The 19,684-nt window shown below is 72.6% G+C and carries 21 protein-coding genes and 1 pseudogene; 13 read left to right on the forward strand and 9 right to left on the reverse strand.

The window, feature by feature from the left end; all coding sequences use genetic code 11:
* Positions 1 to 123: 123 nt before the first annotated feature.
* Both HYQ63_RS25055 and coaA read right to left on the reverse strand, forming a co-directional pair.
* Positions 124 to 1,044, reverse strand: a complete 921-nt coding sequence (locus HYQ63_RS25055) for a DUF389 domain-containing protein (RefSeq protein WP_179936045.1) — start codon at positions 1,042 to 1,044, stop codon at positions 124 to 126.
* Between the two features lie 12 nt (positions 1,045 to 1,056).
* The gene (gene coaA / locus HYQ63_RS25060) at positions 1,057 to 2,073 is read right to left on the reverse strand and encodes a type I pantothenate kinase (protein WP_179936047.1); all 1,017 of its coding nucleotides are present in this window, start codon (positions 2,071 to 2,073) and stop codon (positions 1,057 to 1,059) included.
* Between the two features lie 214 nt (positions 2,074 to 2,287).
* Between coaA and glmS the strand changes: the two genes are divergently transcribed.
* Together glmS and HYQ63_RS25070 are read left to right on the forward strand one after the other, a co-directional pair.
* Complete coding sequence (glmS, locus tag HYQ63_RS25065) at positions 2,288 to 4,135, forward strand: glutamine--fructose-6-phosphate transaminase (isomerizing) (protein ID WP_179936048.1); 1,848 nt, start codon at positions 2,288 to 2,290, stop codon at positions 4,133 to 4,135.
* On the forward strand, positions 4,132 to 4,500 hold the full coding sequence (locus HYQ63_RS25070; protein ID WP_179936050.1) for a holo-ACP synthase: 369 nt from the start codon (positions 4,132 to 4,134) through the stop codon (positions 4,498 to 4,500). The genes glmS and HYQ63_RS25070 overlap by 4 nt, the downstream gene beginning before the upstream one ends.
* A 286-nt stretch (positions 4,501 to 4,786) precedes the next feature.
* On the opposite strand, the gene HYQ63_RS25075 is transcribed toward HYQ63_RS25070, so the two are convergent.
* Together HYQ63_RS25075 and HYQ63_RS25080 are read right to left on the reverse strand one after the other, a co-directional pair.
* Entirely contained in the window at positions 4,787 to 5,152 is a 366-nt protein-coding gene (locus tag HYQ63_RS25075) for a hypothetical protein (protein WP_179936052.1), read from the reverse strand.
* Positions 5,153 to 5,166: 14 nt separating this feature from the next.
* Positions 5,167 to 6,422: pseudogene (locus HYQ63_RS25080) on the reverse strand (helix-turn-helix transcriptional regulator).
* A gap of 247 nt (positions 6,423 to 6,669) precedes the next feature.
* Here HYQ63_RS25080 and HYQ63_RS25085 point away from each other — a divergent pair.
* Complete coding sequence (locus HYQ63_RS25085; RefSeq protein WP_179936054.1) at positions 6,670 to 7,086, forward strand: ATP-binding protein; 417 nt, start codon at positions 6,670 to 6,672, stop codon at positions 7,084 to 7,086.
* Positions 7,087 to 8,098: 1,012 nt separating this feature from the next.
* Positions 8,099 to 8,638: an N-acetyltransferase gene (locus HYQ63_RS25090; protein ID WP_257232082.1), complete on the forward strand. Its 540-nt coding sequence runs from the start codon at positions 8,099 to 8,101 to the stop codon at positions 8,636 to 8,638.
* A gap of 6 nt (positions 8,639 to 8,644) precedes the next feature.
* On the opposite strand, the gene HYQ63_RS25095 is transcribed toward HYQ63_RS25090, so the two are convergent.
* Positions 8,645 to 9,412: a maleylpyruvate isomerase family mycothiol-dependent enzyme gene (locus HYQ63_RS25095; RefSeq protein WP_179936056.1), complete on the reverse strand. Its 768-nt coding sequence runs from the start codon at positions 9,410 to 9,412 to the stop codon at positions 8,645 to 8,647.
* 703 nt (positions 9,413 to 10,115) lie between these two features.
* Positions 10,116 to 11,555, reverse strand: coding sequence for an NAD(P)H-hydrate dehydratase (locus tag HYQ63_RS25100; protein ID WP_179936058.1), 1,440 nt, complete (start codon positions 11,553 to 11,555; stop codon positions 10,116 to 10,118).
* Positions 11,556 to 11,665: 110 nt separating this feature from the next.
* On the opposite strand from HYQ63_RS25100, the gene alr reads away from it, so the two are divergent.
* From alr to HYQ63_RS25120, 4 genes are all read left to right on the forward strand, one after another.
* Positions 11,666 to 12,820: an alanine racemase gene (gene alr / locus HYQ63_RS25105; RefSeq protein ID WP_179936060.1), complete on the forward strand. Its 1,155-nt coding sequence runs from the start codon at positions 11,666 to 11,668 to the stop codon at positions 12,818 to 12,820.
* Between the two features lie 2 nt (positions 12,821 to 12,822).
* Positions 12,823 to 14,043 carry an alpha/beta fold hydrolase gene (locus HYQ63_RS25110; RefSeq protein WP_179936062.1) on the forward strand — a complete coding sequence of 407 codons (1,221 nt, stop codon included), beginning with the start codon at positions 12,823 to 12,825 and terminating at the stop codon, positions 14,041 to 14,043.
* An 86-nt stretch (positions 14,044 to 14,129) separates the two neighbouring features.
* Positions 14,130 to 14,627 carry a tRNA (adenosine(37)-N6)-threonylcarbamoyltransferase complex ATPase subunit type 1 TsaE gene (gene tsaE, locus HYQ63_RS25115; RefSeq protein ID WP_123099191.1) on the forward strand — a complete coding sequence of 166 codons (498 nt, stop codon included), beginning with the start codon at positions 14,130 to 14,132 and terminating at the stop codon, positions 14,625 to 14,627.
* Positions 14,628 to 14,768: 141 nt separating this feature from the next.
* Entirely contained in the window at positions 14,769 to 14,948 is a 180-nt protein-coding gene (locus HYQ63_RS25120; protein WP_179936064.1) for a hypothetical protein, read from the forward strand.
* 170 nt (positions 14,949 to 15,118) lie between these two features.
* Here the strand turns inward: HYQ63_RS25120 and HYQ63_RS25125 are convergent, their stop codons facing one another.
* The gene (locus HYQ63_RS25125; protein ID WP_179936066.1) at positions 15,119 to 15,679 is read right to left on the reverse strand and encodes a L,D-transpeptidase; all 561 of its coding nucleotides are present in this window, start codon (positions 15,677 to 15,679) and stop codon (positions 15,119 to 15,121) included.
* 127 nt (positions 15,680 to 15,806) lie between these two features.
* On the opposite strand from HYQ63_RS25125, the gene tsaB reads away from it, so the two are divergent.
* From tsaB to HYQ63_RS25150, 5 genes are all read left to right on the forward strand, one after another.
* A complete protein-coding gene (gene tsaB / locus HYQ63_RS25130) occupies positions 15,807 to 16,481 on the forward strand; it encodes a tRNA (adenosine(37)-N6)-threonylcarbamoyltransferase complex dimerization subunit type 1 TsaB (protein WP_179936068.1) in 675 nt (224 codons plus the stop codon).
* Positions 16,482 to 16,516: 35 nt separating this feature from the next.
* Positions 16,517 to 17,008 carry a ribosomal protein S18-alanine N-acetyltransferase gene (gene rimI / locus HYQ63_RS25135; RefSeq protein ID WP_179940476.1) on the forward strand — a complete coding sequence of 164 codons (492 nt, stop codon included), beginning with the start codon at positions 16,517 to 16,519 and terminating at the stop codon, positions 17,006 to 17,008.
* A complete protein-coding gene (gene tsaD, locus HYQ63_RS25140) occupies positions 17,001 to 18,101 on the forward strand; it encodes a tRNA (adenosine(37)-N6)-threonylcarbamoyltransferase complex transferase subunit TsaD (RefSeq protein WP_179936070.1) in 1,101 nt (366 codons plus the stop codon). The genes rimI and tsaD overlap by 8 nt, the downstream gene beginning before the upstream one ends.
* Positions 18,098 to 18,352, forward strand: a complete 255-nt coding sequence (locus HYQ63_RS25145) for a hypothetical protein (protein ID WP_179936072.1) — start codon at positions 18,098 to 18,100, stop codon at positions 18,350 to 18,352. Before tsaD ends, HYQ63_RS25145 begins: the two co-directional genes overlap by 4 nt.
* A 98-nt stretch (positions 18,353 to 18,450) precedes the next feature.
* A complete protein-coding gene (locus HYQ63_RS25150; protein ID WP_179936074.1) occupies positions 18,451 to 19,068 on the forward strand; it encodes a hypothetical protein in 618 nt (205 codons plus the stop codon).
* A gap of 15 nt (positions 19,069 to 19,083) precedes the next feature.
* Here HYQ63_RS25150 and HYQ63_RS25155 read toward each other — a convergent pair whose 3' ends face one another.
* Positions 19,084 to 19,398, reverse strand: a complete 315-nt coding sequence (locus tag HYQ63_RS25155) for a WXG100 family type VII secretion target (RefSeq protein ID WP_179936076.1) — start codon at positions 19,396 to 19,398, stop codon at positions 19,084 to 19,086.
* Positions 19,399 to 19,472: 74 nt separating this feature from the next.
* Positions 19,473 to 19,676, reverse strand: a complete 204-nt coding sequence (locus HYQ63_RS25160; protein ID WP_179936078.1) for a DUF397 domain-containing protein — start codon at positions 19,674 to 19,676, stop codon at positions 19,473 to 19,475.
* Between the last annotated feature and the right edge of the window lie 8 nt (positions 19,677 to 19,684).

The following is a 19,684-nucleotide window of genomic DNA, read 5'->3' on the forward strand; positions in this document are numbered from 1 at the left end:
GCTCAGATGCGCCACCCCGAGCCCCTCCGGCGATTGAGGAGCGGGGGTCCGGGGGCGGAGCCCCCGAACGGGTCCGGGGGCGGAGCCCCGGCAGGGGCGCGGGGGCGGAGCCCCCGAACGGGATCACCCCCGGCGCGCCCACAGCCACCGCTGCACCAGCAGCGTCAGCGTCCCCGCCACCACGATCCCCGCCAGATTCAGCAGCAGCTGCTCACTCGACCCCACCATCTGCTCGACGTCCCCGTACCCGAGCGCCACCGCCGCATTGGCCGCCGCCGGCACCGTCGTCACCGAGATCGCCACCCCCACCAGCGCCCCCGACTTCGCCGACGTCAGCGACAGCGTCCCCGCGATGCCCGCCAGCACGGCGACCACGAACGAGAACATGTCCGGCTTCCAGATGAAGTCCGTGTTCGGCCGGTCCGCGTCCAGCAGATCCCGGCTGAACAGCCCGAAGGCGTCCATCAGCACGCTGAAGCCCGTCGTCAGCACCATCGCCACCACGAACCCGACGATCAGCGCCAGCGCCGAGCGGGCGGCCAGCCGCGGGGCCCGCCGGACGAGGGCGGTGCACAGCCCGGCCAGCGGGCCGAACTCCGGCCCGACGGCCATCGCGCCGACGATCAGGACCGCGTTGTCCAGCACCACACCGCACGCCGCGATCATCGTCGCGATGGTGAGGAACGCGAGGAAGGTCACCGACAGGGTGGACTCCTCGTGGGTGGCGTCCGTCAGGTGCTCCCAGAGCACCGCGTCCGCACCCTCGCCCGGAGCCTCCGCCTCCGCCCGGTCGGCCCGCTTCGACAGCGACAGGCCGATGTCGTCGACGGCGATCGAACCGTGCTCGTCCAGACCGAGCGCCCGCAGCTCGCCCAGCAGGCCGTCGCCCGCCTCGCGCGCCACGTCGCACAGCACCACGTCCCCGGCCGGTTCGCGGGCGGCGCCGGGCATGACGATGAGGTGGGTGGTGCCGACGGTGTCCTCCAGGAGGCGCACCACCGCGTCCGTACGGTCGGCCGGGACGATCAGCCGCAGATGCAGCACGACACGAACTCCTTAGAGCTTGCGCAGGGAGAGCCGCTGCACCTTGTGGTCCGGGCCCTTGCGGAGCACGAGTGTCGCGCGCCCCCGCGTGGGCTGCACATTCTGCTGGAGGTTCGGCTTGTTGATGGTCCGCCAGATCATGCGGCCGTAGTCGAGCGCCTCCTCCTCGGAGACCTGGGTGTACTTGCGGAAGTACGAGGAGGGGTCCTGGAAGGCCGTCTGGCGCAGCTTCCGGAAGCGGTCGAGGTACCAGCGCTCGATGTCCGAGGTACGGGCGTCCACGTAGACGCTGAAGTCGAAGAAGTCCGCGAGCCCGACCCGGGTCAGCCCGTCCTTGCCGGGCAGGGCGGGCTGGAGCACGTTCAGCCCCTCGACGATGAGGATGTCGGGCCGGTGCACGGTCAGCCGCTCGCCCGGCACGATGTCGTAGATCAGGTGCGAGTAGACCGGGGCCGAGACCTCCGCCCGGCCCGCCTTCACGTCGGCGACGAACCGGGTCAGGGCGCGGCGGTCGTACGACTCGGGGAACCCCTTGCGGGACATCAGCCCGCGCCGGTGCAGCTCGGCGTTGGGGTACAGGAAGCCGTCGGTGGTGACCAGCTCCACCCGCGGATGCTCGGGCCAGCGGGCCAGCAGCGCCTGGAGCAGCCGGGCCGTGGTCGACTTGCCGACCGCGACGCTGCCCGCCACGCCGATGACGAACGGGGTGCCGGTCTGGGGGCCCTGGCCGTTCTTGGCGTCGCCGAGGAAGGTGTTCAGCGCGCCGCGCAGGCTGCCGGTGGCGGCCACGTACAGGTTGAGCAGCCGGGACAGTGGCAGATAGACGTCCCGTACCTCGTCCAGGTCGATGACGTCGCCGAGCCCGCGCAGCCGCTCGACCTCCTCGGCACTGAGCGGCAGCGGCGTCTTGTCCCGCAGCGCACTCCACTCGGCGCGGGACAGGTCCACATACGGCGTCGCCTCGCCGCCCCGCCGGTGCGCGGCGCGCACGGGGCCGGTGCGCGCCTCGCGCGCGGTAGACGTGATCATCCCTTCATTGTCGTGGCTGGGCCCGCCGGAGGGACGGGCCGGGGGCGTGGGCTCGGTCACCCCGGCCGGGTGCCCGCACCCGCGTCATGCCCGCCCTCATGCCCGAAATGAGGCCGGAACGGGGGCGGAACCGGGCCCGGACGGGGCCGGAAAGCGCGGGTCGACGCGCGGGCGGTGGTCGGCCCCCGGACCGGTGGGTCGTACGCTGCACTGCATGTGCGGAATCGTTGGTTACGTGGGAGGGCAGTCCGCCCTCGATGTCGTCCTCGCCGGGCTCAAGCGGCTGGAGTACCGCGGCTATGACTCGGCCGGAGTCGCCGTCCTGGCCGACGGCGGGCTCGCCGCCGCCAAGAAGGCGGGCAAGCTCGCCAACCTGGAGAAGGAGCTGTCCGACCGGCCGCTGCCCAGTGGCGGCACCGGCATCGGCCACACCCGCTGGGCCACCCACGGCGGACCGACCGACGCCAACGCCCATCCGCACCTGGACAACGCGGGCCGGGTGTCCGTCGTCCACAACGGCATCATCGAGAACTTCGCCGCCCTGCGCGCCGAGCTGGCCGACCGCGGCCACGAGCTGGCCTCCGAGACGGACACCGAGGTCGTCGCGCACCTGCTCGCCGAGTCCTTCTCCTCCTGCGGCGACCTCGCCGAGTCCATGCGCCAGGTGTGCCGCCGGCTGGAGGGCGCCTTCACCCTCGTCGCCGTGCACGCCGACGCGCCCGACGTGGTGGTCGGCGCGCGCCGCAACTCGCCGCTGGTCGTCGGCGTCGGCGAGGACGAGGCGTTCCTCGCCTCCGACGTGGCCGCGTTCATCGCCCACACCCGCGAGGCCATCGAACTGGGCCAGGACCAGGTCGTCGAGGCCCGCCGCGACGGCGTCGTCGTCACCGACTTCGACGGCGCCCCGGCCGAGGTCCGCCCGTACCACGTGGACTGGGACGCCTCCGCCGCCGAGAAGGGCGGCTACGACTACTTCATGCTCAAGGAGATCGCCGAGCAGCCGAAGGCGGTCGCCGACACCCTCCTCGGCCGCATCGACCTGGCCGGCAACCTCTGCCTGGACGAGGTCCGCATCCCCGCCTCCGTGCTGCGCGAGGTCAGCAAGGTCGTCATCGTGGCGTGCGGTACGGCGTACCACGCCGGGATGATCGCCAAGTACGCCATCGAGCACTGGACCCGCATCCCCTGCGAAACGGAGCTGGCCAGCGAGTTCCGCTACCGGGACCCGATCCTCGACCAGCGGACGCTGGTGATCGCCATCTCGCAGTCCGGCGAGACCATGGACACCCTCATGGCGCTGCGGCACGCCCGTGAGCAGGGCGCCAAGGTGCTCGCCATCTGCAACACCAACGGCTCCACGATTCCGCGCGAGTCCGACGCCGTCCTGTACACCCACGCCGGGCCCGAGGTCGCCGTCGCCTCCACCAAGGCGTTCCTCACCCAGCTCGTCGCCTGCTACCTGGTGGCTCTGTATTTGGGTCAGGTACGCGGCACCAAGTGGGGCGACGAGATCCTCTCCGTGATCCGCGAGCTGTCCGAGATCGCCACCCAGGTGGACGAGGTCCTGGAGACCATGGAGCCCGTGCGGGAGCTGGCCCGCAGCCTGGCGGAGAAGAACACCGTCCTCTTCCTGGGCCGCCACGTCGGCTTCCCGGTCGCCCTGGAGGGCGCGCTCAAGCTCAAGGAACTGGCGTACATGCACGCCGAGGGCTTCGCGGCGGGCGAGCTGAAGCACGGGCCGATCGCGCTGATCGAGCAGGACGTGCCGGTCGTCGTGGTCGTCCCGTCGCCGCGCGGGCGGTCGGTGTTGCACGACAAGATCGTCTCCAACATCCAGGAGATCCGGGCGCGGGGTGCCCGCACCATCGTGATCGCCGAGCGGGGCGACGAGGCGGTCGCCCCGTACGCCGACCACCTCATCGAGATCCCCGTCACCCCGACCCTCCTCCAGCCGCTGGTGGCCACCGTGCCGCTCCAGGTCTTCGCCTGCGAGCTGGCCACGGCCCGCGGCAACGAGGTCGACCAGCCGCGCAACCTGGCCAAGTCGGTCACCGTCGAGTGATCGTCGGCGTAGGCATCGACGTGGCGGAGATCGACCGCTTCGCCGCTGCGTTGGACCGTACGCCCGGCATGGCGTCGCGCCTGTTCACCGAGGCCGAGCTGTGGCTCCCGAGCGGCGAACGCCGCGGCCCCGCGTCCCTGGCCGCCCGCTTCGCCGCCAAGGAGGCGGTCGCCAAGGCCCTGGGTGCCCCGGGCGGCCTGCGCTGGACGGACGCCTCGGTATGGACCGAGCCCGGCGGCCGCCCTCGCCTGTCGGTGCACGGCACGGTGGCGGCGCGGGCCGCTGAGCTGGGCGTACGGTCGTGGCACGTCTCGCTGAGCCACGACGCGGGGGTCGCGTCGGCGGTGGTGATCGCGGAGGCGTGAGGTGCGGGGTGGGTGCGCCTGGGGTGCGTGGTGGGTGCGGGTGCGGGGCCTCCGGGGCAGGGCCCTGGACTCGTATATTTTTGGCGCCACCGCCGAAGAGCGTGGGGTGGGCCGGGAGTAGGCGCCACAAATATACGGAACGTCCAGGACTCCACCCCTGCGACCCCGCCCCCTCCCGCCTCGTCTGCGGCTCCCCGCCGGTGGCCCCGGTCCGCCCTGTGGCGGGCGGCGGGCAGGCGTGGGATGCGGCCTCGCCCCCTCCCACCGTCGCGCGCGGTGACGGGCGTCAGCTGACGTCCTTCTCGATCGCCTCGAAGATGTCCGCGTCCGTCTCCTGCTGCCAGTCGGGGAGATCGGGCCAGTCGGCGACGTAGCCGGGCTTGGGGTCCTCGAAGTGCCGGTACATCTGCGCGGTCCAGCACGTAGCGACGAAGCGCCCCTTCTGCTCCCGCGTAAGGCGCGCCGCGTGCCCCTCGCTCACCTCAAGGAAATGCCGCACCTGCGCATACACCGCCCCGGCAGCCGCCCGTTCCCACTCCGGGGTGTCCTCCCAGGGCGTCACATAGCCCGGCTTGGGCTCCCCGGGAAAGTGCCGCCGCACCCCCGTGATCCACGCCTCCCGAAACAGCCGCGCACCCTCGGTCTGCGACATCCCTGCCCCTTTCGTCAGTTAGCGTTCAGTGCCTTGATCTCGGCGTCCACCTCGGCAACGCGCACATCGCGGGCGAGGGGGCCGAAGCCCGTACGCAGGTCCTGGAGCCTACGAGCGACATAACCGGAGGAAGATTCCCGCGCCAGGTGAAGCGCCTCGCGGGCGTAAACGACGATCTGCTCCGGATCCTTGCGCTTGACGCCGATGGAGGCCAGGTTTGCGAGTACGGCTCCACGTCGCCGTAAGGACTGCCCCTCCGCCAGGGCGCCCTTTTCCAGGGCGCCTGGAGCACCTGCTCGGCAAGATCGAGCCGGTCGAGCTGCACATACCGAGCACCCCGCTCCTCCGCGAGTCGGGAGCCATCAAAACGCAGCCAACCCCCGCTCTGCGCCGGTTCGGTCACGTGCATGACGTTCTCGGCCAGCTCAAGGGCACGTTCGCACCTGTTCAGGTCACCGAGTCCCGCGAACGCCTCGGCTTGTACGGCAGCGACCCAATGTCGGGTCGACAGGGCACTGTCCCCTCGTCGGGCAACGCGCTCAGCGACCGACAAGATGTCAGCGGCCTCCCGGTATCGATGCTCGTACACGTCGACGTAGGCATGCCGGACGAGTGCGCAAGCCCAGAGATCGAACGCCCCCGTCTCTTCACTGGCTGACGCAGCGAGCGTGTACGAAGCTGCTGCGTCGGTATACCGGTTGCCATCGAAGGCCAGCTCGCCCGCAAGCTGGAAGAGGTCCGCCGCAGCGCCACACAGAGCTTGCCCCTCCTTGTCCGAGCGCCCGTCCAGCGCCTTGGCGAGGGCAGCGAGCTGGTCGGAGACGATGGGGTAGACGGCCCCTTTGGCGCGTGCGAGCTGATACACCTGCCACAAGTGGCCGTTCATGCGGATGAAGTCGCCGGAACCTCGACGGTGCACCCCTTCCGCGAGGGCCTCCGACTCCTCGGTCGGCAGACCGGCCAGTGCCCCGGCAACAGCAAGTGCGCGTAGGAACTCGCGTCGAATCATGTCGTCGGTATCCCCCGAGCCGTGGTGGTCGACTGAAGACGACACTACGGGCTCCTGGAATGTGGCTTGGGGTTTGGTAACCAAGGCGTCCAGTTCGGCAAGGTCGAGTTGCAGGGCCGCTGCGTACTGCGGACGCAGCTGAGGCTGGATCTCAGTTCTCCCGCTCTCCCAACGGCTGACCGTTGTGCGGTCGACACCGACGACGTGCGGAAGCGCCTCCTGGCTGTACCCCAGCGCTTTCCGCCGCTCAGCTAACCCCATGGGGCTCCCCTTCCCCGCTCCGCAGACCGCCACTCGACGTGTGCATACCGTGCACGCTTCTGCGTCACCACTGCCGCATTGATGCAGTGGAGCGCATCCGCTCGGAGCGGTTCCCTTGACGTTGTCAGCATCAAGAACCGGCGCGAGCCATCACAGGATGCGGCCGTGATGGCGATTCGCCAGCCACAGGCCAGACGACAGAGCCGCCGGGCTGGCGGTCCACCGCCCCGGAAGAAAGACCCCGTCCATGACCATCACGAGACCCAACGCCATCGGCACCCCCGGCTACAGCGAAACCATGCCGTGCGAGCCGGAGTCCGCGAGCCGCGCTCGCCGGCTCGTCCGCGCAGCCCTGAGCACGTGGGACCTCGGCAACCTGATCGAGGACGGGACGCTGATCATCTCCGAACTGGTCGGCAACTCCGTCCGGCACAGCGGATGCCGCCTTCTACGCGTCAGCGTCCGGCTGCCCGATCGGGACCGCGTACGTCTCGCCGTCACGGACAAATGCCTCCAGCCGCCCATCGCTCAGGCCCCGGACAGCAATGAGGAGTGTGGCCGCGGGCTGCTGCTCGTCGACGCGTTGGCCGACCGCTGGGACACCGAACACCGCGCCTGGGGCAAGACCGTCTGGGCCGAGCTACGCGCCAAGGCCGACTCCTGATGCCCCCGCCCATCATCCGGCCGACCGTCGTTCCGTTCGTCACCGCGTGGAGCGGCGAACGCCTCGGCCCGGAATCCGACCTGACCGTCCAGCTCACGCCCGGGCCGCGACTCGGCTACCAGGCGCCCCGCCCGACCGATCGCGATACCGCAGGGGTCTTATGGGCCCGGATGACCCACTCCCCCGGCACGGGCAGACCGATCTACGACAGCATGCACATCGCTCGGCAGCGGATCTGCATGTACGCCATGAAATGCCAGATCTGCGGGAACCCAGCAAGCCGTGACAAGGACGGCTGGCTGTTCATCAACTGGCGCAGACCCTGGGACCCGCCGACCTGGCCGGAGGGCTCGCTGACGGAGCAGCCGCCCTTGTGCGAGCCACACGCCCGTATGTCCGTCGAGCAGTGCCCCACCTGGCCCGAGGGGACTACGCGGTACTCAGGGTCCGGACTCCACGGCTGTGGGGCATCTCCGGGACCAACTACCAGCTCACTGCGGGCGGATGGCGTGCGAGGGAATCGAACGTCAATCTCGCTGCGCGAGGCCAGCGCGGCGGGGCAGGCGGGGGATCTGTCCGGTGCGCGTCGTGCGCTGAGCCGCGCCGTGTCCTACCAGGGGCGTACGGAATCCGACACAGACGTGCCGAGGTGGGCGCGGTTCGCCGGTCCCGTCGAGGTGGATTATGCGACGGCGGCCTACTACACAACGGAGGGCCAGCCCGCGCGAGCCGTTCCCTTCCTGCGCTCTGCGGTCTCCGGACTCGGCGGCGGCTACACCCGCAACACTGCTTGGTACCGGGCTCGTCTCGCGCAGACGCTGCTCCGCACGAGCGAGGTCGAGGAGGCGTGCCACGAGATGACGGGCGTGCTCGACGCTTGCGGTGGTGTGTCTTCGGCGAGGCTGCGGCGCCGTTTATGGGCCTTTGAGCGAGCTGCCGTAAGCGTCGATGCCCCGGCTGCACGTGAAGTGATCGACCGTATCCACGAGGCGACGGGAGAGGGTGGCCGACGATGATCACTGTTGAGTGTATGGACGGCGCGGCGGCGGGGCGGGCCGAGGATGCCTTCACTCTGGTCTACGCCGAGGCGTTCGCGGAGCCCCCGTATGACAAGGAGTCGGGCTCGGTCGAGGCCAACTTCCGGCGGTTCCGCTCGCAGGTCCGTAAGGCCACCTTCCGGGGAGCCCTCGCCCGCACGGGCGACGGTGAGCCGGTCGGCATCGCCTATGGCTATCCGCTCAGCCCCCGGACCGGCTGGTGGGACCGGCTCATCACACCGGTGACCGACGAGCTGCGCCGCGAGGACGGGCACCGGACGTTCGGGCTGATGGAGCTGGCTGTGCGTGCGCCGTGGCGCCGCTTGGGCGTGGCTCGTCGGCTGCATGAGGCGGTCCTTGCCGACAGCGCGGAGGAGCGCGTCCTGCTCAATGCCCGGCCCGATGTCGAGGCCGCGCAGGCGGCCTACCGGTCGTGGGGGTACCGCAAGGTGGGCGAGGCGCACCCGTGGGAGGGCGCCGACCTGCATGACGTGATGGTTCTCGATCTGAGCTGACCGGCGTCACTGAAGCCAGAAACCCGCCCGCGTCAGCCACAGGTCGAGCAGCGCCGTGTCGCCTGTGACCTTCACGCTGGGGGCGGGCCGCCGGTAGACGAGCAGGAGCAGGTCCGTCAGGGTGCCCCGGAGTTCGACGGCGGCCTGTTGGGCGGTGTGGTGCAGGACGGGGGCGTCGCCGGTGAGGTCGACCAGCCGGTCGGAGCCGGTGTCGGTGGCGTGCAGATGGACGGTGCGGCCGGGGCCGAGCAGGGCGGGGGTGCCCTCGTGGGCCTCGGGCAGGGTGCTGTACGTCAGCCACTCGTCCAGGGCGTCCAGGGCGACGTCCTCGGCCACGCTGAACTCCGCGCCGACCGCCAGGGCGGCGTCCGCCCGGTGGACCACCGTCTCGTGGGTCATCCGGCGCGCCCAGAACATCGCCGTTCCGCCGGGGCCCGGAGTCCACATCGCCGTGTCGGGCCCGGCGTCGCGCAGGGCGTCGGCCAGGCGCCCGGCGCCTTCGCCGAGTTGGGCGCTCAGGGTGGCGGGGTCCTCGCCGGTGCGGCGGGGGACGTCGTTCACCGGGTCGTCCGACACGGCCTCGGTCGCCCGGGTCCGTACGACCGTCTCGGCCCACCCATGGGCGCCGCTGAGGTGGCGTACGAGCTGGCCCAGGTTCCAGGCCGGGCAGGTCGGCACCGGGGATGCCACATCCACCTGTGGCAGGTAGGCCCTCAACAGGGCGGTCTGGTGGAGGATTTCGGTGCGGTAGCGGTCGAAGGCCAGGGGCGTCATGGCGTCAGAGTAGGGCGGTCGGGGGACGAGGGCGCCGCATTATCGTGGCCCGGCGACCGCCGTACGACGGGAGTGGGCGAGGTCGTTCCCACTCCCGACCGGCGCCCGCCACCTGCCCGGGCCAGGACGGGACCGGGATCAGGGTCAGCGGTGGGGGGCCGCCGACGAGGCGGGAGGGGGCGGGGTCGGGCCCACCCCCGCCAAGCCGCTCGCCACCGGGCGGGCTGGAGCCGTACGGGGTCACCGGCCACCGGTGGGGGGCCGCCGACGAGGCGGGAGGGGGCGGGGTCGGGCCCACCCCCGCCAAGCCGCTCGCCACCGGGCGGGCTGGAGCCGTACGGGGTCACCGGCCACCGGTGGGGGGCCGCCGACGAGGCGGGAGGGGGCGGGGTCGGACCCGCCCCCGCCCAGCCGCTCGCCCCCGGGCGGACTGGAGCCGTACGGGGTCACCGGCCACCGGTGGGGGGCCGCCGACGAGGCGGGAGGGGGCGGGGTCGCAGGGGTGGGGCCCTGGACGCTGACGTGTATTTGTGGCGCCAATTCATCGTTCACCACACGCTCTACGTCAGCGGCGCCAAAAATATACGGTCCAGGGCCCCGCCCCGGAGGCCCCGCACCCGCACCCACCACCGAACCCCGGCGCCCCACCCACGCACCCGCACCCGGCACCCACCCCGCACCCGGCACCCCCGGCGCCCACCGGTCAGCCCAGCACGTCCCGCCACGCCTCCGGCACCGCGGCCGCCACGTCGTACGCCGCGATCGGGGCGCCCGCCGGGGCGGTGGTGCGGCGGGCGGCCAGGCCGTGGAGGTACGCGCCGACCGAGGCGGCGTCGCGGGCGGGGAGGCCGGTGGCGAGGAGGGAGCCGGTGAGGCCGGAGAGGACGTCGCCGCTGCCCGCGGTGGCGAGCCAGGCGGTGCCGGTGGGGTTGACGCGGACCGGGTGCCCGGGGGAGGCGACCAGGGTGGTGGAGCCCTTGAGCAGCACGGTGGCGCCGTACTTGTCGGCCAGGGCCCGTACGGCGGCGAGCCGCCCGGACTCGACCTCCTCGCGGCTCGTCCCGAGCAGCGCGGCCGCCTCGCCCGCGTGCGGGGTGAGGACGGTGGCCGCGGCGCGCCCGTGGAGGCCGCCGGAAGGGAGGAGGTGGAGGCCGTCGGCGTCGACGAGGACGGGGATGTCGGAGCCGAGGACGTCGTCCAGGGAGTGCCGGGCGGCGGCGCCGTCGCCGAGGCCGGGGCCGACGACCCAGGACTGGACGCGGCCCGCCTTGGCCGGGGGCCCGGTGTGGACGAGGGTTTCGGGGAAGCGGGCGATGACGGTGTCGGCGCCGGGGCCGACGTACCGTACGGCACCGGCGCCGCCGCGCAGGGCGCCCGCGACGGCGAGGACGGCGGCGCCCGGGTAGCGGGCGGAGCCCGCGACGACGCCGACGACGCCGCGCCGGTACTTGTCGCTCTCGGCGGTGGGGCGGGGGAGGAGGGCGGCGACGTCCTCGTGCTGGAGGGCTTCCGCATCAGGAACGGAGGGGAGATACGCCCCTAGGCCGATGTCGACCAGGCGGAGGGCGCCCGCGTGCTCGTGGGCGGGGTCGATGAGCAGCCCGGGCTTGTACGTACCGAAGGTGACGGTGGCGTCGGCGCGCACCGCCGCGCCCCGGACCTCGCCGGTGTCGGCGTCGACCCCGCTGGGGAGGTCGACGGCGACGACGGTGCCGCGGACGAGCCGGGTGAGCCGCTCGGCTTCCTCCCGCAGGCCGCCCTTGCCGCCGATGCCGACGATGCCGTCGAGGACGAGGTCGGCGTGCATGAGGGCGCGTTCGCCCTCGGCGGCGGTCACCGCGCGTCCGCCCGCCGCGCGCAGGGCGCGCAAGCCCCCGGGGTGGGCGCGGTCGGGGGCGAGCAGGACGGCGGTGACACCGGCGCCGCGCCGGGCGAGCCGGGCGCCCGCGTAGAGCGCGTCGCCCCCGTTGTCGCCGCTGCCGGCCAGCAGGGCGATCCGGGCCCCGTAGACCCGGTGGAGCAGGTCGGCGCAGGCGGCGGCGAGTCCGGCTGCCGCGCGCTGCATCAGTGTTCCTTCGGGCAGCCGCGCCATCAGGTCCTGTTCAGCGGCTCGTACGGTCTCGACGCTGTAGGCGATCCTCATGGCCACAGTCTCCCGAACGGAGGGCACTCCGCGCTTGGAAGCACACATTCCGGAAGCGCGCATTCCGGTACATCCTCCGGTCCACCGATCGGCCTGAGACACTGACGGAGATGGACGAGACACCGATGCGCGCCCGCGCCGTGGTCGATCTGACCGCCCTGCGGGACAACGTTCGGGCGCTGCGTGAAGCGGCGCCCACCGCCGAGCTGATGGCCGTGGTCAAGTCGGACGGCTATGGCCACGGCGCGGTCCCGTGCGCGCGCGCCGCCCGCGCGGCGGGCGCGGGCTGGCTGGGCACGGCCACGCCCGAGGAGGCGCTCGCGCTGCGCGCGGCGGGCGACCGGGGGCGGCTGATGTGCTGGCTGTGGACGCCGGGCGGGCCGTGGCGGCAGGCGATCGAGGCGGACATCGACGTCTCGGCCAGCGGGGCGTGGGCGCTGCGCGAGGCCGTCGCGGCGGCCCGCGCGTGCGGGCGCACCGCGCGCGTCCAGCTCAAGGCCGACACCGGGCTCGGCCGCAACGGCTGCCCGCCCGCCGACTGGCCGGACCTGGTCGCCGAGGCCCTGGCCGCGGAGGCGGAGGGCACGGTCAAGGTGACCGGGCTGTGGTCGCACTTCGCGTGCGCGGACGAGCCGGGCCACCCGTCGATCGCCGCCCAGCTGGCCGTCTTCCGCGAGATGGTGGACCAGGCGGAACGGGCGGGGCTGCGGCCGGAGGTGCGGCATCTGGCGAACTCCCCGGCGACCCTGACCGTGCCCGAGTCGCACTTCGACCTGGTACGTACCGGGATCGCCCTGTACGGGATCTCGCCCAGCCCGGAGCTGGGCGTGCCCGCCGACTTCGGGCTGCGCCCGGTGATGACGCTGAAGGCCTCGCTGGCCGCGGTGAAGCGGGTGCCGGGCGGGCACGGCGTCTCGTACGGGCACCGCTACGTCACCCCCGGCGAGACCACCCTCGCGCTGGTGCCACTCGGCTACGGTGACGGGATTCCGCGGCACGCCTCGGGCACCGGCCCGGTGCTGGTCGCGGGCAAGTGGCGGACCATCGCGGGCACCGTGGCCATGGACCAGTTCGTGGTCGACCTCGGCGGCGACAGCGCGGAGCCGGGGGACGAGGCGGTGCTGTTCGGCCCCGGCGACCACGGGGAGCCGACCGCGGAGGACTGGGCGCGGGCCGTGGGGTCGATCGCGTACGAGATCGTCACCCGGATCAGCGCCCGGGTTCCCCGCGTTTATGTAGGTGACCTCGGGGGCACAGGGATCTGACCATGGGCGACGAGAGCACGGTGGAAACGGCGACGAAGGTCGTGGCGGGGGCCACAGCCGTGGGCTGGCGCCGGGGCGCCGGATTCGCGGGAGCCGCGATCGGCGTGGTCGCGGCGGGCGCGGCGATGGGCGTCGCCCTGGAGCGGCTGACGGTCGGCCGCGGCGTACGGCGCAAGGCGCGCCTCGCGCTGGACGCGGAGGGCCCGTACGGCACCCTGCGCGGCACCCCGGGACGGGCCGTCGCCGATGACGGCACGGAGCTGTACTACGAGGTCGAGGAGATACGCGAACCGGTCGCGCCCACCCGCCGCAAGCGCCGGTTCGCCCGGCGGGCGCCCGCGGCCCCGGTGACCGTGATCTTCAGCCACGGCTACTGCCTCGGCCAGGACTCCTGGCACTTCCAGCGGGCCGCGCTGCGCGATGTGGTCCGCACCGTCTACTGGGACCAGCGCTGCCACGGCCGCTCCCAGCGCGGCTGCGCCCAGACGAACGGCACCCAGGTCAGCATCGACCAGCTGGGCCGCGATCTGAAGGCCGTGATCGACGCGGCCGCGCCCGAGGGCCCGCTGGTGCTGGTCGGCCACTCCATGGGCGGCATGACGATGATGGCGCTGGCCGCCCAGTACCCGGAGCTGATCCGGGAGCGGGTGGTGGGCGCGGCGTTCGTCGGCACCTCGGCGGGACGGCTCGGCGAGGTCAGCTTCGGCCTCCCGGTGGTCGGCGTGAACGCGGTGCGGCGGGTGCTGCCGGGGCTGCTCAAGGCGCTCGGCTGGCAGGTGGAGCTGGTGGAGCGGGGCCGCCGGGCGACGGCGGACCTCTTCGCGGGGCTGATCAAGCGCTATTCGTTCGGGACGAAGGACGTGGACCCGGGAGTGGCCCGGTTCGCGGAGCGGCTGATCGAGGCGACGCCGATCGATGTGGTCGCGGAGTTCTATCCGGCGTTCATCGCCCACGACAAGGCGGAGGCACTGCCGTACTTCGACGGCGTGCCGGTGCTGGTGCTGGCCGGGGACAAGGACCTGATCACCCCGATGGAACACAGCGAGGCCATCGCGGAGCTGCTGCCCGGCGCGGAGCTGGTGATCGTGGAGGACGGCGGCCACCTGGTGATCCTGGAGCACCCCGAGGTGGTCAACGGACATCTGGCCGAGCTGCTGACCCAGGTGGTCGGCGCCGGGGGCGTCCCCGGGGACGGCGCGGGCCGCCGTTCGGCCAGGGGCTAGCGGCCGTTCGGCCGGGGGCTGGCCGCCGTTCGGCCCGGGGCCGGGCCGGACGCAGGGCGCGGCCCCGGCCCGTACCATCGGCGGGTATGGACGTAGGCACCACACGCATGACCGTCACCTCGCCCGAGCAGATGCGGGACCTGGGCCGCCGGCTCGCCAAGCTGCTGCGCCCCGGCGACCTGGTGCTCCTCACCGGGGAGCTGGGCGCGGGCAAGACCACGCTGACCCGGGGCCTGGGCGAGGGCCTGGGCGTACGGGGCGCGGTCACCTCTCCCACCTTCGTGATCGCCCGCGTCCACCCCTCCCTGTCCGACGGCCCTCCGCTGGTCCACGTCGACGCCTACCGGCTGGGCGGGGGCCTGGAGGAGATGGAGGACCTCGACCTGGACGTCTCGCTGCCGGAATCGGTGATCGCGGTCGAGTGGGGCGAGGGCAAGGTCGAGGGGCTGTCCGAGGACCGGCTGCACGTGGTGATCGAGCGGACGGTGGGGGCGGAGGCGGAGGAGAGCGACGTACGCGGCGTCGCCGTGACGGGTGTGGGGCCGCGCTGGGCGGACGAGGACCTGGCGTCGCTCGCGGGGTGAGCCGTGGGGAGATTCCGGAAGAGTTTCCGACAGGCCGTCGGCATGATGTTGCGCTCTGGGCATCAGGCGTGGTCACATGGTAGGGGAAGCGCGGTTAGGCGTACCTAACCTCCTGTCCCCCAGGACCCTCAGGAGGCATCCATGTCGGCCCAAGAGCCCACCGCCCTGGACGACCCCCGGCGCGATGGCCGGTCACCGTCGATGAGGGATCTGCTGGCGGCCTGTGCGGCGGCGAGCGCCGTCTCCACCCCACCGGAGGCCCCCGTCGAGACGGAGGCACAGCAGCGTCCCGCGGACGAGCCGGAGCGCGACGCGGCGTAGCCCGCGGCGCTGTGAGCGATCGACCGGGCGATCGCGGCTGAGCGATGACGGCCAAGCGACGCGAGTGAGCGACGCGATACCAAACGACGCGGCCAAGCGACGCGGCCAAGCGACGCGACCAAACGACGCGGCCAAGCGACGCGACCAAACGACGCGGCCAGGCGACGCGACTAAGCGATCACGACGACCTTCGTGCCCGGCTGCGCGAACTCCCACAGCGCCGCGCCGTCCGCCCGGGACTCCCGCACCGCACCCGTCTTCTTCTTCGCCTGCGGGTCCGGCATCGCGCCGTCCATCGCCGCACTGAAACCGAACGTCACTCCCTCGTCCTGGTGAAACACCACGATGTGCTCCACCTGCACCCCGTCCGAGCCGACACCGCTCGGGTTACGGGAAGTGACCTGGTACGTGCCCGGATCGGGGCTCGCCGAGCTGGCGCCCACCGCGAAGGTGCGGGTGGCCTTGCCGTCGGCGCCGACCAGCCAGACCCGGCTGCCGCCGAGGGAGTAGACGACGCGCACGCCGGTGCCGGAGCCCTTGGGCAGAGCGGTGGACTTCTTCTCCGCCTTGTCCTTGGTCTTGCCCTTCGAGTCCGTCGCCTGCGAGCTGCGCCGTTCCTGGGTGCGGTGGTCCGGTGCGGTGGCCTTGGCCTGGTAACCGAGAAAGCCGACGACGCCCAGCGCGGCCGCGGTCAGAACGGCCACGGCGGGCCCGGTGCTGCTCCTTGGCACGGTGGCCACCCTCTCCTGCGGTCAGTACGTGCTTACCGCGCGTACGCACTTCCTCCGACGGTAGCACCGGTGGACGGCCGCAACCGGCCCACCGCGACCGCCTCCCGCGGCGCCGTAGGCTGTCCTCGTGCTGTTGCTCGCGCTTGATACCGCCACCCCCGCCGTGACCGTCGCCCTCCACGACGGCGCCGAAGTCCTCGCCGAGACCGCCGAGGTCGATGCCCGGCGCCACGGCGAGCTGCTGCTGCCCGCCGTCCACCGGACGCTGGAGACGGCGGGCGTGGAGCTGGGGGACGTGACGGACATCGTCGTCGGCGTCGGCCCGGGCCCGTACACCGGGCTGCGGGTCGGACTGGTGACGGCGGCCACCTTCGGGGCCGCGCTGAACGTGCCCGTGCACGGGCTGTGCACGCTGGACGGGATCGCGTACGCCGCCGGGCGGGCCGGGCTCACCGGCCCCTTCGTGGTGGCCACCGACGCCCGCCGCAAGGAGGTGTACTGGGCGCGGTACGACGACCCGCGGACCCGCGTCACCGAGCCCGCCGTCGACCACCCCGCCGACCTCACCGAGCGGCCCGGCGTCGCCGGGCTCCCGGCCGTCGGCGCGGGCGCCCTGCTCTACCCCGCCGCCTTCGCGGACGTACCCGCCGGCATGCCCGAGTACCAGTCGGCGGGCGCGCTGGCCTCCCTCGCCGCCGAGAAGCTGGCGCGCGGCGAGCAGCTGCTGCCCGACCGGCCCCTCTATCTGCGCCGCCCCGACGCCCAGGTGCCCGCCAACTACAAGGTGGTCACGCCCAAGTGACGGACACGGCTCACGAAGACGTCGCACTGCGCGAGATGCGCTGGTGGGACATCGACCCGGTGCTGGCGCTCGAAGAGGAGCTGTTCCCCGAGGACGCCTGGTCGCAGGGCATGTTCTGGTCCGAGCTGGCGCACGCCCGCGGCGGTGCCGCCACCCGCCACTACACGGTCGCCGAGACCGACGGCCGCATAGTCGGCTACGCCGGGCTGGCCGTCTTCGACCGCACCGGCGACGTCCAGACCATCGCCACCGCCCGCGACCACTGGGGCACCGGCCTCGGCGCCCGCCTCCTCACCGACCTGCTCACCGCCGCCACCGCCTTCGAATGCCGCGAAGTGCTCCTGGAAGTGCGGGTGGACAACACCCGCGCCCAGCGCCTCTACGAGCGCTTCGGCTTCGAACCCATCGGCATCCGCAAGGGCTACTACCAGCCCGGCAACGTCGACGCGCTGGTCATGCGCCTGACCGGCCCGGCGACCACCGTCGCGACCCCCTCATCCGCACAAGGAACGAAGACCCATGGCTGACGAACCGCTCGTCCTCGGCATCGAGACCTCCTGCGACGAGACCGGCGTCGGGATCGTGCGCGGCCACACCCTGCTCGCCGACGCGGTCGCCTCCAGCGTCGACGAACACGCCCGCTACGGCGGCGTCGTCCCCGAGGTCGCCAGCCGCGCCCACCTGGAGGCGATGGTCCCCACCATCCAGCGGGCCCTGAAGGACGCCGGAGTCGCCGCCTCCGACCTCGACGGCATCGCCGTCACCGCAGGTCCCGGCCTCGCGGGCGCCCTGCTCGTCGGCGTCTCGGCCGCCAAGGCGTACGCGTACGCCCTCGGCAAGCCGCTGTACGGCGTCAACCACCTCGCCTCCCACATCTGCGTCGACCAGCTCGAACACGGCGCGCTGCCCGAGCCGACCATGGCGCTGCTGGTCAGCGGCGGCCACTCGTCGCTGCTGCTGGCGCCCGACATCACCACGGACGTCCGGCCGCTGGGCTCGACCATCGACGACGCGGCGGGCGAGGCGTTCGACAAGATCGCCCGGGTGCTCAACCTCGGCTTCCCCGGCGGCCCCGTCATCGACCGCATCGCCCGCGACGGCGACCCCGACGCGATCGCCTTCCCGCGCGGGCTGACCGGCCCGCGCGACGCCGCGTACGACTTCTCCTTCTCCGGCCTCAAGACGGCCGTCGCCCGCTGGATCGAGGCCAAGCGGGCGGCGGGCGAGGAGGTTCCGGTCGCCGACGTCTCGGCCTCCTTCCAGGAGGCGGTCGCCGACGTCCTGACCCGCAAGGCCGTCCGCGCCTGCAAGGACGAGGGCATCGACCACCTGATGATCGGCGGCGGCGTCGCCGCCAACTCCCGGCTGCGCGCCATGGCCGAACGCCGCTGCGAGGACGCGGGCATCACGCTGCGCGTGCCGCGCCCCAAGCTGTGCACGGACAACGGCGCGATGGTCGCCGCCCTCGGCGCGGAGATGGTCGCACGCGGCCGGTCCGCGTCGGCCTGGGACCTGTCGGCCGACTCCTCGCTCCCGGTGACGGACCCCCACGTCCCGGCGCCCGCGCCGCACCACCACGACCACGTTCACGAGCTGAGCCGGAAGAACCTGTACGCATGACCGTCGCCCTGATGTGGGAAGCCCGCGCCGTCGAGGGCCGCGGCGAGGACCTGCTCGCCTGGACCGCCGACCAGCCCCTCGACCCGCCCCCGCTGCGCCGCGAAACCTTCCGCGCGCCCGAGGACCGGGTGCTCGTGATCACCTGGTGGGACGGTACGTACGACACCCCAGACCTCCCCGAACTGCCCGAGCCGGGCCCCGACCTGATACGCCGGGCCGTCCACCGATGGCGCTTCGAGTCGGTCGCGTAACGCGTTTCGCGACGGCGAGGGTTGCGTACCGGCCGGGTTCCTGTGAGCCGCGGAGGAATGGAGTTCACGCCTCTGCCAGAACTGAGAGACTGCGTTCCATGACCCCGCCCGACGCGCTGCCACCACCCCCGCCCGCCCCGGACCTGCGGCACTGGCCCGACCGTGCCGGGCTGCTCGCCGATCGGGCGCGGGCGATGGGGACGCTGGCGCGGTGGTACATGGCGCCGCATCGGGCGTTGCTGCTGTGGCTGCTGACGCTGGTGTTCGCGCTGGGGTGGACGCTGGCGGTGTCGGGGTTCCAGTTCCTGGTGACCGGCGAGATCGTCGAGCACATCCTCGGCGTGATCTTCCTCGGGCTGGCCCTGGGCGCCACCGTCCCCTCCAGCCTGGGCCTGGCGTCGGGCATCCGGCGGGACGTGTTCGTCGGCGCGCGGCTGCGGGACTGGGCCGAGCTGGGGCGGGACCCGCAGACGCTGCCGCACTGGCGGGTGTCGGGCAGCGCGCTGCTGTGGCTGCTGCCGTCGCTGCTGCTGTGCTGCCTCGGGCTGGTGCTGGGGGCGTCCACGGCGGTGTCGGACCTCGGCGCGGAGACGTTCGGGGTGGCGATCGGGATCGCCGTCGTCTTCGCGGTGACGGGCGGTCTGGGCCTGCTCAAGGCGATCGGCTACTACCGTCTCGTCAACCGCGAACTCAGCCCCGACGACGCCGAGGATTGACTTGTGTCCGACTGATCAGTCGGACGACCGCTGGAGCGACTGGAAGCGGTGCAGCAGCTCCAGATACCGCTCGCCCAGGCTCTCGCCGCGCCGCTTCGTCGCGTCCTCGACGTGCAGCAGCATCTGCCGGATGCGCGCCGCGTCCCGGTAGGCGTCCCGCTGGAGCTTCTTGTGCGCGGTCGCCGCGGGGCCCTTCCAGTCGTCGCCGACGGTCTTCGCCAACTGGTCGAGACCTGCGACCGTCTCCTCCAGGTAACGCAGCATCTCCTCCAGATCCTGAAGGAGATCGGACAGTTCCTGATCCGATACGGACCGCTTCTCGTCACTCATGTTCCATCCCTGCCACCCTCCGGTCCGGCCCCTCAGCGGGATGATCGTGCCATGACCGGAGCCGGTCCGGAGGACTACCTCGCAAGGTGGTCGAACTCGCCCGCCTTGATGGCGTGGAGGAGGGGCCGCAGCTTCGCGGGGGTGGTGGTCACCACGGTGCCGGGATCGTCGCTTTCGCGGAGCGCTATGGCGTCGGGTCCTATGGAGGCGAGTTCTATGCAGGAATTGCCGTCCCCTTGCGTGGAGTAGGAGGACTTCTGCCAGGTGATCGGAGACATTTCCTTGC

This window comes from Streptomyces sp. Rer75, assembly GCF_013414305.1.
GTDB lineage: Bacteria > Actinomycetota > Actinomycetes > Streptomycetales > Streptomycetaceae > Streptomyces > Streptomyces himastatinicus.

Excerpts from the sequence above, each read along its gene's own strand:
- coaA (WP_179936047.1), bottom strand. The coding sequence starts at position 2,073 with ATGATCACGTCTACCGCGCGCGAGGCGCGCACCGGCCCCGTGCGCGCC.
- glmS (WP_179936048.1), top strand. The coding sequence starts at position 2,288 with ATGTGCGGAATCGTTGGTTACGTGGGAGGGCAGTCCGCCCTCGATGTC.
- HYQ63_RS25075 (WP_179936052.1), bottom strand. The coding sequence starts at position 5,152 with ATGTCGCAGACCGAGGGTGCGCGGCTGTTTCGGGAGGCGTGGATCACG.
- HYQ63_RS25085 (WP_179936054.1), top strand. The coding sequence starts at position 6,670 with ATGACCATCACGAGACCCAACGCCATCGGCACCCCCGGCTACAGCGAA.
- HYQ63_RS25090 (WP_257232082.1), top strand. The coding sequence starts at position 8,099 with ATGATCACTGTTGAGTGTATGGACGGCGCGGCGGCGGGGCGGGCCGAG.
- HYQ63_RS25095 (WP_179936056.1), bottom strand. The coding sequence starts at position 9,412 with ATGACGCCCCTGGCCTTCGACCGCTACCGCACCGAAATCCTCCACCAG.
- HYQ63_RS25100 (WP_179936058.1), bottom strand. The coding sequence starts at position 11,555 with ATGAGGATCGCCTACAGCGTCGAGACCGTACGAGCCGCTGAACAGGAC.
- alr (WP_179936060.1), top strand. The coding sequence starts at position 11,666 with ATGGACGAGACACCGATGCGCGCCCGCGCCGTGGTCGATCTGACCGCC.
- HYQ63_RS25110 (WP_179936062.1), top strand. The coding sequence starts at position 12,823 with ATGGGCGACGAGAGCACGGTGGAAACGGCGACGAAGGTCGTGGCGGGG.
- tsaE (WP_123099191.1), top strand. The coding sequence starts at position 14,130 with ATGGACGTAGGCACCACACGCATGACCGTCACCTCGCCCGAGCAGATG.
- HYQ63_RS25120 (WP_179936064.1), top strand. The coding sequence starts at position 14,769 with ATGTCGGCCCAAGAGCCCACCGCCCTGGACGACCCCCGGCGCGATGGC.
- rimI (WP_179940476.1), top strand. The coding sequence starts at position 16,517 with ATGCGCTGGTGGGACATCGACCCGGTGCTGGCGCTCGAAGAGGAGCTG.
- tsaD (WP_179936070.1), top strand. The coding sequence starts at position 17,001 with ATGGCTGACGAACCGCTCGTCCTCGGCATCGAGACCTCCTGCGACGAG.
- HYQ63_RS25145 (WP_179936072.1), top strand. The coding sequence starts at position 18,098 with ATGACCGTCGCCCTGATGTGGGAAGCCCGCGCCGTCGAGGGCCGCGGC.
- HYQ63_RS25150 (WP_179936074.1), top strand. The coding sequence starts at position 18,451 with ATGACCCCGCCCGACGCGCTGCCACCACCCCCGCCCGCCCCGGACCTG.
- HYQ63_RS25155 (WP_179936076.1), bottom strand. The coding sequence starts at position 19,398 with ATGAGTGACGAGAAGCGGTCCGTATCGGATCAGGAACTGTCCGATCTC.
- HYQ63_RS25160 (WP_179936078.1), bottom strand. The coding sequence starts at position 19,676 with ATGTCTCCGATCACCTGGCAGAAGTCCTCCTACTCCACGCAAGGGGAC.